Below are 14,058 nucleotides of genomic sequence, written 5' to 3'. Positions count from 1 at the left end.
GGGCGTCTATTCGAACAGCGCTTCCTCGAAGGCCGGCTCGACCGAGCCGCCCCAGGGCCCGTTGAAGCGGTCGATCCAGGCTTCCGCTGCCGACCGCCCGCTGTCGGCGATGGCCTCGAGCGGCTGCAGCCACACGCGCTCATCCTCGCCCTCGGCGTTCCGGTTCGCCCGCGCCGCCAGGCCGCCGCGCGCGATCGCCACCATGTCGACCGCGACGTCGCGCAGCCGCCGTCCGCGGATCGTCGCGGCGAAGCCGAGCCGCGGAACCTCGTCGCGAAGCGTCTGCCGGTCCTCGGCCGTCCAGCCCTCGACGAGCGCGGCCGCGGCGGCGAGCGCGCCGGAATCGTAGAAGAGCCCGCTGGTCAGCGCTGTCATCGCGACCACACGGGCCGGCGGTCCGACGTCGGCGCCGCGCATCTCGAGATAGCGCTTGAGCCGCACTTCCGGAAAGATCGTCGACAAGTGGTTCGCCCAGTCGGCGATCGTCGCCCGCTCGCCGGGCGCGGCGGCGAGCCTGCCGTTCAGGAGATCGCGGAAGCTCGCGCCGGCGACGTCATGGTAGGTCGAGCCGCGCTTGAGGAAATAGAGCGGCACGTCGAGGGCGTAGTCGACATAGCGCTCGAAGCCCATGCCGGGCTCGAAGGCGAACGGCATCGTGCCGGTGCGGTCCGGGTCGGTGTCGCGCCAGATCTCGGACCGCGCCGAGAGGAAGCCGTTGAGCCGGCCGTCGGTGAACGGCGAATTGGCGAACAGCGCGGTGATCGCCGGCTGGAGCGCGAGCGCGACTCTCAGCTTGATCACCATGTCCTTCTCGTCGCGGAAGTCGAAATTGGTCTGGACGGTCGCGGTGCGGAACATCATGTCGAGGCCGCGCGTCCCGACCTTGGGCATGTAGCGCTGCATGATGCCGTAACGGCTCTTCGGCATCACCGGCGTCTCTGCGATCGTCCATTTCGGACTCATGCCGAGCGACAGCGCCGAGAGCCCGAGCGGATCGGCGACCGAACGCCAGACCTCGACGTGGCGCGCAAGCTCCGCGGCCGTCTCGTGCGCCGTCTCCATTGGCGCTCCCGACAGTTCGAACTGCCCGCCTGGCTCGAGCGAAATCGCCGCCGCCGCCGCCTGGTCGAACAGGCCGATGAGGTGGCCGCCGTCCTCGATCCGCTCCCAGCCGAGACGGGCGTTCATGCCCTCGAGCAGCGCCGCCACCCCCCGCTCGCCGGCGTAGGGCACGGGCGCGTGACCGGCCCGGTAGAACAGGATCTTCTCGTGCTCGGTGCCGACCCTGAGCGTCGCGTCGCGCTTGCACCCGGCTTCGAACCAGGCCGCGAGCGCGTCGCGCGATTCGACTATTTCTCCATCGACGACATCGCGAGCCATGCAGGAATTCGCCCCTTCGACCGGCGCGCCGGCGTGCCGCCGCTAGATAGTCGTGCGGGGGCCATAATGCAATTGAGGCGCGATTCCCGTTCCGAGGCGCCCTCAGATCGACGGCGGCGGGTTGAGGGTCTGGGCGATCGCGGCGAGGCTCGCTTGGCTGGCCTGCGAGGCCTGGACGCCGGCCACGAACATGGCCCCGAGCGCCGCGACGCTCGCCACGAGCGCAGCCTGCTCGGGACTGGCGGGCCGGTGCGAGCCGCCGAAGATCGAGCCGAGCGTCTTCAACAGGCCGCCCGAGTCGTCGGCGTGGCCGAGCGCCGCGGCGAGGCCGCCGGGCGCGGAGGCCGCGGCGGCGAGATCGCCGAGCGCGCCCGAAAGTCCCTGGTCCGCCATCGCCTGGGAGAGCCCGCCGAGCAGGATCGAGGCGACCTCGGGCAGCATCGCGGCGATCGTCGCCGGCGCCACGCCCGAGGCCGCGGCGACCTGGTCGACCACCTTGGCCACGTCCTCGGGCGGCCCGAACACCCGCGCAGCCGCGCTGTCCGCAGGCGCGTCGCCGAGGCCTCGAGCGAACGACGCTTCGTGGCCGCCGCCGGCCACCTCGGTGAGCAGCGCGCCGAACGCCTCGGGACGGCTCCTGAGGCGGTCGAACGCCACGGCGAAGGCCGGGAGCATGGCCGAGGTCGCCGCCTCGGCCTGCTCGGGCGTCAGGCCGTGCCGACCCGCCAGGTTCACGACGGCCTGGCCGCCCTGCGCGCGCCGCAGAATGTCGTTGAGCGTCATCGTCTCGTTCCTCCGTCGCCGAGGCGCGCCGCGAGCCGCGCCGTCGTCCAGTAGGCCGTCGCCACCGCGAGGGCGCCGAACAGCGCGCAGCCGAGCGCGACGCCGACCAGCCCCCCCTTCACTCCACCATATCGGACGCCGAGCGTCACGAACGGAATCGTGCCGAGCGTCGCCCTCGCCCAGTTGAACCCCATCGTCATGAGCGGAAAGCCGAGGTTGTTGAACGCCGTGTTGGCGACGAAGAGACAGGCCAGGAACACCCAGGCGGAGACGCCCCAGCGGCAGTAGAAGGTCACGTAATCGGCGCTCTCGCCCTTGGCGTCGAAGGCGGCGACGATCAGCGGCGCGGCCAGCGCCAGCACGGCCCAGGCGAGGAACACGTAGCCGACCGACAGCACGAACGCATCGCTGAGCGTCCGCTGCACCCGGCCCATCAGCCTCGCGCCGTAGTTCTGGCCGATGATCGGCCCGACCGAGCCGGTGAGCGCGAAGATGACGCCGAAGGCGACCGGCGTCACCCGGTCGATGATCGCCGCCGCCGCGACCGCCGCCGCGCCGAACTCGGAAAACACCCGCACCGTGTAGGCGGAGCCGACGGGGGTGGCGAGATTGGCCATGATGGCGGGGAAGCCGATCGCCATGATCGGGCCGAAGTCGCGCCGAGCGGCGCGCAGGCTCGGCCGGGCGACGACGTCGTGCACCACGACCGCGCCGTGGAAGCCCACGACGAGGAAGCTCAGCCGCGAGGCGACGGTCGCCCAGGCGGCGCCGTAGACGCCGAGGTCGAGCCCGAAGATCAGCGCCGGATCGAGGATGGCGGTGACGATCGCCCCGGACAGCGTGACGTACATCGCCCGGCGCGCGTCGCCGACCGCGCGCAGAAGCCCGCCCAGCGTCATGCCGAGCGCCATCGGCACGTTGGCGGGAAGGGTGATGGCGAGGAATTTCGACGCCACCGCGAGCGGCTCGCCGCGCGCGTGCACGACGTGGATCAGGGCCCAGTCGCGGTACGCGAGCATCGTCGCCGAGACCAGGGCGGCGACCAGCGCGGTGACCACCAGCGACGAGGCGGCGAGGCGGCGGCCGCGCGCCCGGTCGCCGGCCCCGATCGCCCGCGAGACGGTGGCGGACGCGGCGATGGTCAGGCCGATGTTGACCGACATGGCGAAGAAGCCCGCGAGCCCGGCGTAGCCGACCGCCGCCTTGAAGGCCTGGTCGCCGAGGCGGGACACCCAGAACAGCGACAGAAGATCGACGGCGAAGATCGCCATGAGCCCGATCGCCCCGGTCGCGGTCATCACCGCGACGTGGCGCATCAGCGACCCTTCGGTGAACACCGGCCGGGCCTTGTCGCGGGCGATGGTAAGGGTCAGGGGGCGCGGTCCCGGCGCTGGAGGGCCGGAAGCCATATCGGGTCGGGCGCGCCGGGGCTAGGGGCGCCTGGCGCGGCGACCGCAATTTCGGCTGCGCGACCTGCTCGCTGTCAACGGCTCAACGTCCGTTCGCAGCCCTTCCCAAACGATAGAACGAAGGTTTTCATGGACTTCCGCAAGGTTTGCGACGAGGTCGCCGCTTCGGCGGCGCAACCGGGTCGGCGGCGTCGCTCCGTCGTCGCGGGCGACCGCCATCGACTCCAGGGCCCCTGCTCCGAGACCTTCGGCGCAAGAGCGTCTCCCGGACTGACGCCGCACCGACCGCAAGACGCGGCCGCCTCACGCCGTCCGTCGCGCGCGAAAAGCCCCGGGTTGCTCGCCGAATCGCGCGACGAACTGCAGCTGGAACTTCTGCAAATCGCCGAATCCGCAGGCGACCGCGATCTCGGGGACCGACAGGCCCGCGAATTGCGGGTCGGCGAGCCGCGCCCGAACAAGGGCGAGCCGGCGCGCGGTGACGAGGCTGCCGAACCCCGCCCCGGCCTCCTCGAGGAGGAAGTGCACGTAGCGCGGGGTCACGCCGAGCCGCCCGGCGACCGTCTGCGCCGAGAAGCCGCACGACGCCGCCCCGTCGTCGATCGCCTCCTGGATCGCCGACCGCTGCGCCGCCCGCAAGCCGCGCGCTTCCGCCAACGCCCGCTCGTCTCCCCGCGCGCCGAGCATGAGCGCGCAGAGGTCGGCGATATGGTCCGCGACCGAACCGGCGGTCTGGCGATCGAGTCCGCCTTCCCGTTTCATCACGCCGGAAACGTAGCTCGACAGAAGCCGCAGCGGCGCACTGCACGCCGCGATCGGCCGCATCAGACGCTGCTCGGCGTCCGGAACGCGCGCCAGCAACGGCGTCGCCGGAACAGCGAGGGAGAGATATCGCCCGCCTTCCCGGTAACAATAGCGCCCCCCATCGAAGCTCGACGTGAACACCGCGCTGTCGTCGCCGCCCTCGAATTCCCTCCCGCACTGCTCGACCCGGCACCGGCCGTCGAGCGCGAGGTTCAACATCAACTCCGCCCGGGCGCTGCGATCGGGGCTCTTTTCCACGCCGTAACCCGGCGCTCTCGCCCCCGATACGATCGTGGCGCCCGGAAGACCGAGGAACAGGGCCGAGGGGCGATCCTGATCGGCTTGCGGGACGCCCACGGCCGCGTCGAGGGCGCCTTCGCGACGCACTTTCCACGCCGATGTAATCGCCTTCGGCAGATCCCCGCCGATGATGAGCCGCTGCGGCCCGATTCGTCCGTCGCCGTTCGCGTCCGCCTGCCCGGTCGCGCCGGGCGCCGCAGCGTCCGCTTCCGGTCGCGCCGCGCCCGGCCGCCGCGACAGGCCCTCCGCCAGCCACTCGAACGACGTGTCGGTTCGCTCGGCGATCCGGCGCAGGTCGTCCAGACCGACGCCCCTGCCGCTCTCCCACGCGCTCACCGCCGCCCGGGAAACGCCGAGCAGTCTGGCGAAGTCCCGCTCGGTCCGGTCGAGACGAAAGCGGACGCTGGCGATCCGCGCCCCGACCGCCCTTCGCGCGTCCGCGTCGAGGCCGGCCTCCCGCGGCTCGGCCGGCCTCGCCCGCGCCTCGACGTCCTCGCTGGCGATGACGATCCCGCCGATCGCGCCCGCGCCCCGTCGCCAGGGGCGAACCTCCCACGCCACCCGCCGCAGACCGCCATCGGGTCCTCGGACGCGTTCGCCCTCGCAGCGCTCGACGGCGCCCGCCAGACAGCGGCGATGGACCGCCCTCCAGCCGTCGCCGACGTCGGGCGAGACGTCGTAGAAGCTCCGGCCGATCAGGGGTTCCGACAGCCGGTGATCCGAGCGCCATCTCGGGCTCGCCGCGAGATAGCGCATGTCTGCGTCGAACATCGCCTCCGCCCGCGCCGAACGGGCGACGGATCGAACCAACTCGTCAAACGATTCCGCCATGGCGATGAATTACCGACAATCCGAAATTTCTGTCCAATATTCGTGACAGTAGAGGATTCCCGGCCTCTGGCAAGACGACCTTCCGACCGCTTTTCTCGGGGTCCCTGCCCGTCCGACGGCGTTCCGCCTCAATGACTGTCCAATCCGCGTGACAGTCGAGGACACCCTGTGTCTAGCGAGACGGCGGCGCAACGCTCTCCTCGCCGTTTCGGCGCCTTTCAGCGATGTCCGTCAACGACCGCGCGTCGCGTAACTCCCAAGCCGGCAGCGAACGGCGCCGTCATCGCGAGCGACCCCCGGGTCGAAGAGCCCGGGGGAAGCGATCCAGGGCCGCTGGGCCGCTGTTGCGCCCTCTGATCGTCCCGCCGCCCTTCGTTGCGACCAGAAGACGGAGCGATTTTTTCCGCAGGAGGCAAGCGGCGGCATGGGTTGCTTCGTCGCTTCGCTCCTCGCAATGACGGGGTTGAGTTACCGCGTCGCTCGAAACCACGATGGCGCCCGTCCCAAGCTCCTTCGGCGCCGATTCCAGGCCGGCCTGCGAGCGACCCGTCACCAGGACCCGCGCGCCGCCGTCGAGGAGCATCTTCGCCGTCGCGAGCTCCGTGCCGCTCGCGCCGCCGACTTTTTTGAACTATTTGGTTACATTATGACGCCGGCGGCCACGGGATTTTTATACTAATTATTTCACAATGCCGCTGGGCGCGGTGGACGAGCCCATCGCTTCGGAGCGGAGAGGGCGGTCATCGCCTCCTGGGCGGAGCAGCGGGGTTCTGGCGCGACCTGGGTTCCAGTTTTTCCCATGAGGTCCGACTACCCATGGATCGCTATCGCCGCGATGCATGCCGCCGTCAGGACCGCAGCGACGGGTAGGCGCCCCCAGTCGCGACTGCGAATCAGGGTCGCGACTGCGGCCAGCATGAAAATGGGGCTCCCAATCGCTCCAACCCGGGCCGTCGCCGGGATCATTGCCAGTAAACCGACCACGACTCCGAGGCTGCCCGCCACCCGGTGAAAGCCGGCGGGATAACCCCAGAGCGCGAAGTTCTCACGCGCCAAGGAAGGACCGGCGAAGTTGACCGCGCCAGTCCCGATCATCACGACGCCGAGTGCGATCGGAAGCCCGACGGCGATGAGATTGATCACAGGCATGGTCTGGCCCTCGCCTTGTTGGCCGTCGCGACTCGCGGAGTCAGGGCCGTTGGTCCCTGCGGCGTCACCGCGCCGACTTGGATGAAGATGTTGATCAAGACCATGAATTCCAAACTCAATGATTTAGCCCGCAGCCGAAATCGAGGCGGCCGGCGCCGCGACCGGCGCTCCTTCAGGACGCCGCGCTCAAAGTCGATGCCGGGCTGGACACGTCGACGCCGGAGACCTTGACGACGGCCTGCCACGCGGCTTCCTGGTTGGCGCGATCGTGGAGGTGTGGGTGGCGCTGCGCCTCAATGGGGCCTGAGACCTTCCCTTGCGCCGAGGCGAAGAATTGCCCTGAGACGTCGGTTCCGAACTCCGACGCCTGGAGGTACCGACGGGCCGCGGTCTCCGGCGTCTGATTCATGCCGGGAATGAGGTTCACGATTGGGATAAACAGATACTTCAGCACCGGGCCTGCGCTTCGCACCACCTTGGTGTCGGTCGCCCCACCGGGCGAGACGGCGTACGCGGCCATGCCGGAGGGCAGCCGGCGGGCCAGCGCCGCGACCCACCAAGCGACGACGAGCTTCGCGTCGGCATACGCATTGTTGGGCGCGTACTTCACGTGCGGCCCGTTGCGAATCAGCGCTTCAACAGCCGCGGTTCGGTCGCCCTGGCAGTATTTGGCCGCGAAGGCTGGCAGGTCGGTGTACTTGAACATGGGTACGCCGCCGCGGGCAGGTTCCGCGCCGGCGATAACAATCCGCGCGTTGGGGCTCAGCAGGTTGGCGTGGAGCAACCCGACAGTCAGTTGATGATGGCCGATCAGGGGGGCCTGAGACGCCTCGACGCCAGAAGCCGTGAGTACGCGCTTCTTGAATGGAACCAGCCCTGCATTGAGCAGCAGGAAATCGATCGGCTGACCGCGCTTGACGAGCTCGGCGGCCGCGGACTGGACGCTCGCTGGCGTGTCCAACTCCAGCTCCAGCGGCGTGAAGATTTGTCTTTTGGTTTCCGCTGCGAGTCGAGCGGCCGCTTCCTTGGCCCGCGCCAGGCTGCGTCCGGTGACGATGATCTCGCGCCAGCCCACTTCGGCAAGAGAGCGCGCTGCCGCATAACCGAGCCCGGAGGTTGCGCCAGTGACGAGTGCGATCGAATGTTCCATGGGCGTCAACTCCGTGCGGAAGGGCAAGGCCCAACGAGCCCCGCGAGGTAGGGCCGTCTTGCCATTTTCCAACTGTTCGGTTATAAATTAGCTTGAGGCTGCCGGTCAAGGAGTTTGCAACCAAATGTTTCAAAAATCTGAGAGGCCCCGTGGACGCCCACGGAGCTTCGACGAGAGGGATGCGCTGGGAAAGGCGACCCGGGTGTTCCGGGCGAAAGGCTACGACGGCGTGACGATCGACGATCTCGTCGCAGGCATGGGTGTGGGACGGCCAAGCCTGTATTCCGTCTTCGGGGACAAGCGGACGATATTCGTGCGCGTCCTCAAGGCGTATGCAGAGGCAAAGGGCGCTCGCGCTGCGAAGGCGCTCTTCTCGCCGCCGACTCTTCGCGACTCGCTGGCCAGCTTCCTGAGGCACGCCGTAGAAGCTGCGACCGAGGAAGGATCCGCCCCAGGATGTCTCATGGTGTGCGTCGCCCCCCTCGTAGACGACGCTGAGGTGAGGCAGTTCCTGACGGACGCCGTAGCCGCCGGCGTAGCGCTCGTGGAACGCCGTTTCTGCGACGGGATCAGCGCGGGAGAAATCCCGTCTGACTTTCCCGTCGCCGTGCGCGCGAGCCAGGTCACCGACCTCGCCCGCGGTCTGACCATGCGTGCGCAGATGGGCGCGCCGCGCAAGACGCTCCTCAGAGACGCCGAGGAGGCGGCCGATCTGGTGCTCCTGCCGCGGGGTGGAAATGCGGCGCCGGAACGTTGACGCTGGATGGCGTGAACATCGGAGCGAGCGGCTTTCGCTGGCGCCGCCGCTCGGCCCGCTCGACCGGGAACAGGCCCACGCCGCCGGGCGGAATGGCGACCCGGCGTCCCGGTGACGATCGCCGAGGGTTCGCCCCGATGCTGACGAGGCGCAAGGCAGGCCCCAGGGCGCCCGCGGCGCATCTGCCCTAAATGCCAGTCGGCGATCACGACCGCTTCATTGGCCGATCAACGCCTCGGTTGCTCGTGTCCCTGCCCGCCCGACGGCGGCTTCGCCTTCCGCTCACGAACCGGCGGGAACGACGGACGGCGCGCCCGCGGCGCGCCCGCTCGCGCGGCAGGCGGCGAGGAAGAACGCCACCGTTTCCGCGATGTGCGGGTCGACCTCGGCGCGCAACCGCTCCGGGTTCTCGCCGAACAGGGCGCGCATGACAATCGGCAGAACGACCATTTCGGTGAACCGGCGCGCCGTTGCGGCCAGATGATCCGGCGCGAACGCCTCGAGGGCGGCCATTTCGTCCGAGCGCGCGAAATCGCCGAGCAGTTTGGCGATCGTTTCGTGGCCGCGCTCGAGCGCCATCCGTCCGACGCCGCTCGCGAGGTCGGGGAAGCGGCGCGACTCCGCGACGGCCACCCGCACGAGCGCGATCGCCTCGGACCCGAGCGCGCGCTCCAGCAGCGCGGTCGCCAGGGACTTCAGGCGATCCTCGGAGGAAGACCCGCCCGCCGCCGCCGAGTCGAAGCTCGCATTCTGGCGGATCTTCTGCGCCACGACCGCGCCGAACAGCGCCTCCTTGCCGGGATAGCGGGCATAGATGGTCGGCTTCCCGGCGCGCGCCTCCACGGCGATCTCGTCGATGCTCGCGCCGTCGTAGCCGCGGCCGAGAAACACTTTCGCGGCCGCCTCCAGAATCCGCTCCTCGACCTCGCCGGCCAGTTCGCGGCGCGGCCGGCCGGACCGGACCCCGCCTCGCTCATGAGCCACCGCCGCAACCCTCTCCACCCCGCCAAGGGCGCCTCCGCAGCGTCCCAATGCCCTTGACATAGCGCCTTCGCTGGCCCAAGTAAAGCGAAACGAAACGGTTTCGTTTCATTCTAGCTTCACGAGCGGAAGCCTTTCGCGAGGGACGACGGCGATGAGGAACGATGGCGACCGCGACCGGAGCGTCGGGATGGCGCTCAATACCCTCCGGCCGGCGCAGCGGACGGAAGCCCCCGCGGCCGGGGGCGCGACCGGACGGGCCCTGGACGGTCCGGCGGCGGACGCCGCGCTCGAGGCGCCGCGGCGCGAAGAGTCGCCGGGCGACGACCGGCCCGGGCGTCGAACCGAGCCTCTCGCCGTTCCGGCTGCGCCGCAGGAGCCCCCCGCCGCCGCGACCGGCCGGCGCGGGCGGAGGTGGACGCTGGTTGTCGGCGGGCTGTTCGCGGCGGCGTTCGCCGGGTCAGCCGGCGTCCTCTATCTCGACCATTCCGGACGGTTCCAGTCGACCGACGACGCCTTCTTCGCCGCCCGGCAGTTCGCGATCGCGCCCAAGGTCGCGGGCTACGTCGTCGAGGTCCCGGTCTCCGACAACCAGCACGTGATGGCCGGCGACCCGATCGCCCGCCTCGACGAGCGCGACTATCGCAACGCGGTCGCCCTCGCCGAGGCGCAGGTCGCGGCGGCGGAAGCCGGCGTCAGGACCGTCGACGCGCAGCTTTCGGCGCAGCGGGCGCAGATCGACGCGGCTCAGGCGCAGGTCGCTCAGGCGCAGGCCGCCCTGGTGTTCGCCGGGCAGCAGGCGGACCGATACCAGCAACTCGCGAAATCCGGATCCGGCGCGGTCATGAACGCGCAGCAGTCGTCGTCGCAGTTCGGCCAGCAGCAGGCCGGCGTCGAGGCGGCCGAGGCGACGCTGAAACTCGCGCAGCGCCAGGTCGACACGCTGAACGCCCAGCGCGCCACGGCCGAGGCGAGCCTCGCGCAAGGACGGGCCCAGCTCGACCAGGCCCGGCTGAACCTCTCCTACACCACCGTCACGGCGGCGCAGCCCGGGCGCGTCGTCGCCTTGAGCGCGGCGGTCGGGCAGCTCGCCCAGCCGGGCGCGGCGCTGGCGATGATCGTGCCCGACGGGATCTGGGTCGCGGCGAATTTCAAGGAGACGCAGCTCGCCGCCATGCGCCCCGGGCAGCCGGTCGAGATCGCGATCGACGCCTACCCGGGCAGGTCCCTGCACGGCCATGTCGACAGCGTCCAGCCCGGCTCCGGCACGGCCTTTTCGCTGCTGCCGGCGGAGAACGCCACCGGCAACTACGTCAAGATCGTGCAGCGCGTTCCGGTCAAGGTGACGGTCGACGATCTGCCCGCCGACCTGACGCTCGGCCTCGGCATGTCGGTCACGCCGACCGTGCGGACCGACCCGGCGCCGTCGCTGATCGAACGCCTGACAGCCGCGGCGGTCCGGTTCGGGGGCCTGCGTTGAGCGCCGCGGCGGCGGTCGTCGACGACGGCCGGGCGGGCGCCGGCCACGTCAACCCGTGGCTGATCGCCATCCTGGTGTCGCTCGCGGTGTTCATGGAGGTTCTCGACACGACGGTCGCCAACGTCGTGCTGCCCTATATCGCCGGCGACATGGGGGTGGGCGCGGACGAGGCGACCTGGGTGGTGACGACCTACCTCGTCGCCAACGCCGTCAGCCTGACCGCGAGCCCCTATCTCGCCCGCGCGCTCGGCCGCAGAACCTTCTTCCTCGCGTGCCTGGCGCTGTTCACGATCAGTTCGGCGCTGTGCGCCGAGGCCTGGAGCCTGCAGTCGCTGCTCGTGTTCCGGCTGATGCAGGGCCTCGCCGGCGGCGGCATGGTGCCGGTGTCGCAGTCGATCCTGGCCGACTCCTTCCCGCCCGAGAAGCGCGGGCAGGCGTTCGCACTGTTCGGCGTGGCCGTGGTCGTCGCCCCGATCGTCGGGCCGACGCTCGGCGGCTGGCTCGCCGACACCATCTCCTGGCGGTGGTGCTTTCAGATCAACGGCCCGGTCGGGCTCGTCACGATGGCCCTGATCGCGGCCGTGCTGCGCGAGCCCGCGGGCGCGGTCGCCGAGCGCAAGCGCGCACGCCGGGAAAGCCGGTTCGACGGCGTCGGCTTCGTCCTGGTCGCGACCTTTCTCGGCTCGCTCGAGATCGCGCTCGACCGCGGCCTCGAAGACGACTGGTTCGGCTCGACCTTCATCATCACCGTGGTCGCGATCTGCGCGACCGCCTTCGCGCTGATGATCCCATGGGAGATGACCCGCCGCGACCCGATGATCGATGTCCGCATGGTGGCGAGCCGGCACTTCGGCGCGTGTTTCCTCGTGATGGGGGCGACCGGAGCGGTCATGTACGCGACCACCCAGTTCATGCCGCAGATGGTTCAGCAGCTTTATGGCTACACGGCGACCTGGGCCGGCCTCGTCTTGTCGCCGGGCGGCGTCGTGACCATGGCGATGATGGTGGTCGTCGGCGCCCTGTCGAACCGCATCCAGCCGAAATATCTCATCGTGGCCGGGGCGCTGCTCACCGCGCTGTCGATGCTGCGGCTGACCTCGACCTACGCCGACGCGGGCTTCTGGTTCTTCGCCAATTCCCGCAACCTGCTCGGCGCCGGGCTGCCGCTGATCTTCCTGCCGATCATGACCGCGTCCTACGACGGGATTCCCGCGGCGAGGACCGACATGGCCTCCGCCCTGATCAACGCGTCGCGCAACACCGGCGGCTCGATCGGCGTGTCGTTCGCCGCCAACATCCTCGCGCACCGGAGCCAGATGCACCAGAGCCGGCTCGTCGAGCACGTCGCGCCGTCGAGCCCGCAACTCCAGGAGGCGATGCGGCGCGCGACCGACGCCTTCGTCGCGCAGGGCAGCGCGCCGGGCCACGCTCATGAGCAGGCTTTCGCCTGGATCGCCGGACAGGTCGAGACCCAGGCCGCCTATCTCGCCTACATCGACGTCTTCTGGGTGCTGATGATCGTTTCGCTGGCCCTGGTCCCGCTCGCGCTGTCGCTGCGCAGCGTCAAGCTCGGCGGCGGAATGGCGATGGCGCACTAGGCCCTGCCTGGAGCGCCCGCCATGAGCTGGATCGAGGAGCACGCGGAATTTTACCGCGTCTATCTGGCCGACGACCGCAGCCTGGCGCCCTTGGCCCGAGCCGTCGTCGCGGCGATCGCGGCGTCGCTGTCGCTCTACCTCGTCAGCCTCTTCGACCCGGCGCCGAGCGGCGCGGCGCTGGCGGCGGCGCACAACGCCGGCGGGGACTCCCGGGCCGCCTGCTCATGGACCTCCTGCGAACCGGCCGCGGGGCGCTGAACGGCTGGCGTTGCGTCCGGTCGCCGCGGCGGGGCGGTGACAGCCGCCGAGCCCGGCGCCCACTGGGCGACGTTGTCGCACCGGCTTGACAGGCCGGCGTCTCCCTTTCATGGGTCGGACATGTCCGAGCCCGCGACCAGCAAACCGCCCCTCCGTGTCGTCCTTTGCGCCCCGCGCGGCTTCTGCGCCGGCGTGGTGCGGGCGATCGAGACCGTCGAGCGCGCGCTTAGAATTTACGGCACACCAGTGTACGTTCGGCACGAGATCGTCCACAACAAGTTCGTCGTCGATTCGCTGAAGGCCAAGGGCGTCGTCTTCATCAACGAGCTCGCCGAGGCCCCGCCCGGCCCGCATCCGGTCGTGTTCTCCGCCCACGGGGTGGCGAGGTCGGTGCCGGAGGAAGCCGGGCGGCGCAACTTGCGCACCATCGACGCCACCTGCCCGCTGGTGACCAAAGTCCATCGCGAGGCGCTGGCGCATTTCAAGCGCGGGCGCCGGATCGTTCTGATCGGCCACGCCGGCCACCCCGAAGTGGTCGGCACGATGGGTCAGCTGCCGCAGGGCGCGGTGACGCTGGTGAGCTCGATCGAGGAGGTCGAGCGCCTCCAGCGCGAGGACGGCCAGCCGATCGCCTACGTGACCCAGACGACGCTCTCGGTCGACGACACGCGCGAGATCGTGGCGGCGCTGAGGGCGCGCTTTCCCGACATCCACGTCCCTCCCAACGAGGACATCTGCTACGCGACCACCAATCGTCAGGAGGCGGTGAAGGCTGCGGCCCGTCTCGTCGAGGCGGCGATCGTGGTCGGCGCCGCCAATTCGTCCAATTCGCAGCGACTGCGCGAGGTCGCCGAGCGGGAAGGCTGCGTGGCCCAGCTCGTCGCCGACGAGCGCGCCGTCGACTGGGCGGCGCTCGCCAACGTCCGCTCGGTCGCCGTCACCGCGGGCGCTTCTGCGCCCGAGACGCTCGTCGAGCGCATCGTCGAGGCGCTCAAGGAGCGCTACGAGGTGACCCTCGAGACGATCACGACGACGAGCGAGTCGATGGCCTTCCCGCTGCCGCGCGACGTACGCGACCCGGTCTGACCGCGGACGATCCAGTCGGTTTGCTGACGGACTTCCGCTCCGGCGCCAGGAGCCGCAGCCCCGCGCCGGCGGCTGGATCGCCGCCGAGACCG

General features: G+C 70.3%; 12 protein-coding genes. 5 read left to right on the top strand and 7 right to left on the bottom strand.

What is annotated here, in order from left to right; all coding sequences use genetic code 11:
* Nucleotides 1–6: 6 nt before the first annotated feature.
* The 6 genes from DFR50_RS07725 to DFR50_RS07695 all read right to left on the bottom strand — a co-directional run bounded on the left by DFR50_RS07725 (nt 7) and on the right by DFR50_RS07695 (nt 7,806).
* On the bottom strand, nt 7–1,380 hold the full coding sequence (locus DFR50_RS07725; protein ID WP_113888623.1) for a glutamate--cysteine ligase: 1,374 nt from the start codon (nt 1,378–1,380) through the stop codon (nt 7–9).
* A 102-nt stretch (nt 1,381–1,482) separates the two neighbouring features.
* On the bottom strand, nt 1,483–2,163 hold the full coding sequence (locus DFR50_RS07720; protein WP_113888622.1) for a DUF937 domain-containing protein: 681 nt from the start codon (nt 2,161–2,163) through the stop codon (nt 1,483–1,485).
* On the bottom strand, nt 2,160–3,500 hold the full coding sequence (locus DFR50_RS07715) for an MATE family efflux transporter (protein WP_245427446.1): 1,341 nt from the start codon (nt 3,498–3,500) through the stop codon (nt 2,160–2,162). Before DFR50_RS07715 ends, DFR50_RS07720 begins: the two co-directional genes overlap by 4 nt.
* 375 nt (nt 3,501–3,875) lie before the next feature.
* Nucleotides 3,876–5,447 (bottom strand): helix-turn-helix domain-containing protein, encoded by a 1,572-nt coding sequence (locus tag DFR50_RS07710; RefSeq protein ID WP_170153097.1) that lies wholly within the window; start codon nt 5,445–5,447, stop codon nt 3,876–3,878.
* Nucleotides 5,448–6,317: 870 nt separating this feature from the next.
* Nucleotides 6,318–6,656 (bottom strand): DoxX family protein, encoded by a 339-nt coding sequence (locus tag DFR50_RS07700; RefSeq protein ID WP_113888620.1) that lies wholly within the window; start codon nt 6,654–6,656, stop codon nt 6,318–6,320.
* 172 nt (nt 6,657–6,828) lie between these two features.
* On the bottom strand, nt 6,829–7,806 hold the full coding sequence (locus tag DFR50_RS07695) for an SDR family NAD(P)-dependent oxidoreductase (protein WP_113888619.1): 978 nt from the start codon (nt 7,804–7,806) through the stop codon (nt 6,829–6,831).
* A 124-nt stretch (nt 7,807–7,930) separates the two neighbouring features.
* Between DFR50_RS07695 and DFR50_RS07690 the strand changes: the two genes are divergently transcribed.
* Complete coding sequence (locus tag DFR50_RS07690) at nt 7,931–8,563, top strand: TetR/AcrR family transcriptional regulator (protein ID WP_113888618.1); 633 nt, start codon at nt 7,931–7,933, stop codon at nt 8,561–8,563.
* A gap of 282 nt (nt 8,564–8,845) precedes the next feature.
* Here the strand turns inward: DFR50_RS07690 and DFR50_RS07685 are convergent, their stop codons facing one another.
* Nucleotides 8,846–9,547: a TetR/AcrR family transcriptional regulator gene (locus DFR50_RS07685; protein WP_170153096.1), complete on the bottom strand. Its 702-nt coding sequence runs from the start codon at nt 9,545–9,547 to the stop codon at nt 8,846–8,848.
* 187 nt (nt 9,548–9,734) lie between these two features.
* On the opposite strand from DFR50_RS07685, the gene DFR50_RS07680 reads away from it, so the two are divergent.
* The 4 genes from DFR50_RS07680 (at nt 9,735) to ispH (ending at nt 13,966) form a co-directional block, all read left to right on the top strand.
* Nucleotides 9,735–11,024: an HlyD family secretion protein gene (locus DFR50_RS07680; protein WP_113888745.1), complete on the top strand. Its 1,290-nt coding sequence runs from the start codon at nt 9,735–9,737 to the stop codon at nt 11,022–11,024.
* Entirely contained in the window at nt 11,021–12,622 is a 1,602-nt protein-coding gene (locus tag DFR50_RS07675) for a DHA2 family efflux MFS transporter permease subunit (protein ID WP_245427442.1), read from the top strand. The genes DFR50_RS07680 and DFR50_RS07675 overlap by 4 nt, the downstream gene beginning before the upstream one ends.
* Nucleotides 12,623–12,643: 21 nt before the next feature.
* On the top strand, nt 12,644–12,880 hold the full coding sequence (locus DFR50_RS07670) for a hypothetical protein (RefSeq protein ID WP_113888616.1): 237 nt from the start codon (nt 12,644–12,646) through the stop codon (nt 12,878–12,880).
* Between the two features lie 120 nt (nt 12,881–13,000).
* On the top strand, nt 13,001–13,966 hold the full coding sequence (gene ispH / locus DFR50_RS07665; protein WP_113888615.1) for a 4-hydroxy-3-methylbut-2-enyl diphosphate reductase: 966 nt from the start codon (nt 13,001–13,003) through the stop codon (nt 13,964–13,966).
* Nucleotides 13,967–14,058: the final 92 nt, after the last annotated feature.

The organism is Roseiarcus fermentans (assembly GCF_003315135.1).
In the GTDB taxonomy this organism is placed as follows: Bacteria; Pseudomonadota; Alphaproteobacteria; order Rhizobiales; family Beijerinckiaceae; genus Roseiarcus; species Roseiarcus fermentans.
Note: the sequence above shows the minus strand (reverse complement) of the source record. Positions and strands in the feature narration are given on the sequence as shown.

What these genes read in the sequence shown, in the direction of transcription:
- DFR50_RS07725 (WP_113888623.1), bottom strand. Translation starts at nt 1,380, where the DNA reads ATGGCTCGCGATGTCGTCGATGGAGAAATAGTCGAATCGCGCGACGCG.
- DFR50_RS07720 (WP_113888622.1), bottom strand. Translation starts at nt 2,163, where the DNA reads ATGACGCTCAACGACATTCTGCGGCGCGCGCAGGGCGGCCAGGCCGTC.
- DFR50_RS07710 (WP_170153097.1), bottom strand. Translation starts at nt 5,447, where the DNA reads ATGTTCGACGCAGACATGCGCTATCTCGCGGCGAGCCCGAGATGGCGC.
- DFR50_RS07700 (WP_113888620.1), bottom strand. Translation starts at nt 6,656, where the DNA reads ATGCCTGTGATCAATCTCATCGCCGTCGGGCTTCCGATCGCACTCGGC.
- DFR50_RS07695 (WP_113888619.1), bottom strand. Translation starts at nt 7,806, where the DNA reads ATGGAACATTCGATCGCACTCGTCACTGGCGCAACCTCCGGGCTCGGT.
- DFR50_RS07690 (WP_113888618.1), top strand. Translation starts at nt 7,931, where the DNA reads ATGTTTCAAAAATCTGAGAGGCCCCGTGGACGCCCACGGAGCTTCGAC.
- DFR50_RS07680 (WP_113888745.1), top strand. Translation starts at nt 9,735, where the DNA reads ATGGCGCTCAATACCCTCCGGCCGGCGCAGCGGACGGAAGCCCCCGCG.
- DFR50_RS07670 (WP_113888616.1), top strand. Translation starts at nt 12,644, where the DNA reads ATGAGCTGGATCGAGGAGCACGCGGAATTTTACCGCGTCTATCTGGCC.
- ispH (WP_113888615.1), top strand. Translation starts at nt 13,001, where the DNA reads ATGTCCGAGCCCGCGACCAGCAAACCGCCCCTCCGTGTCGTCCTTTGC.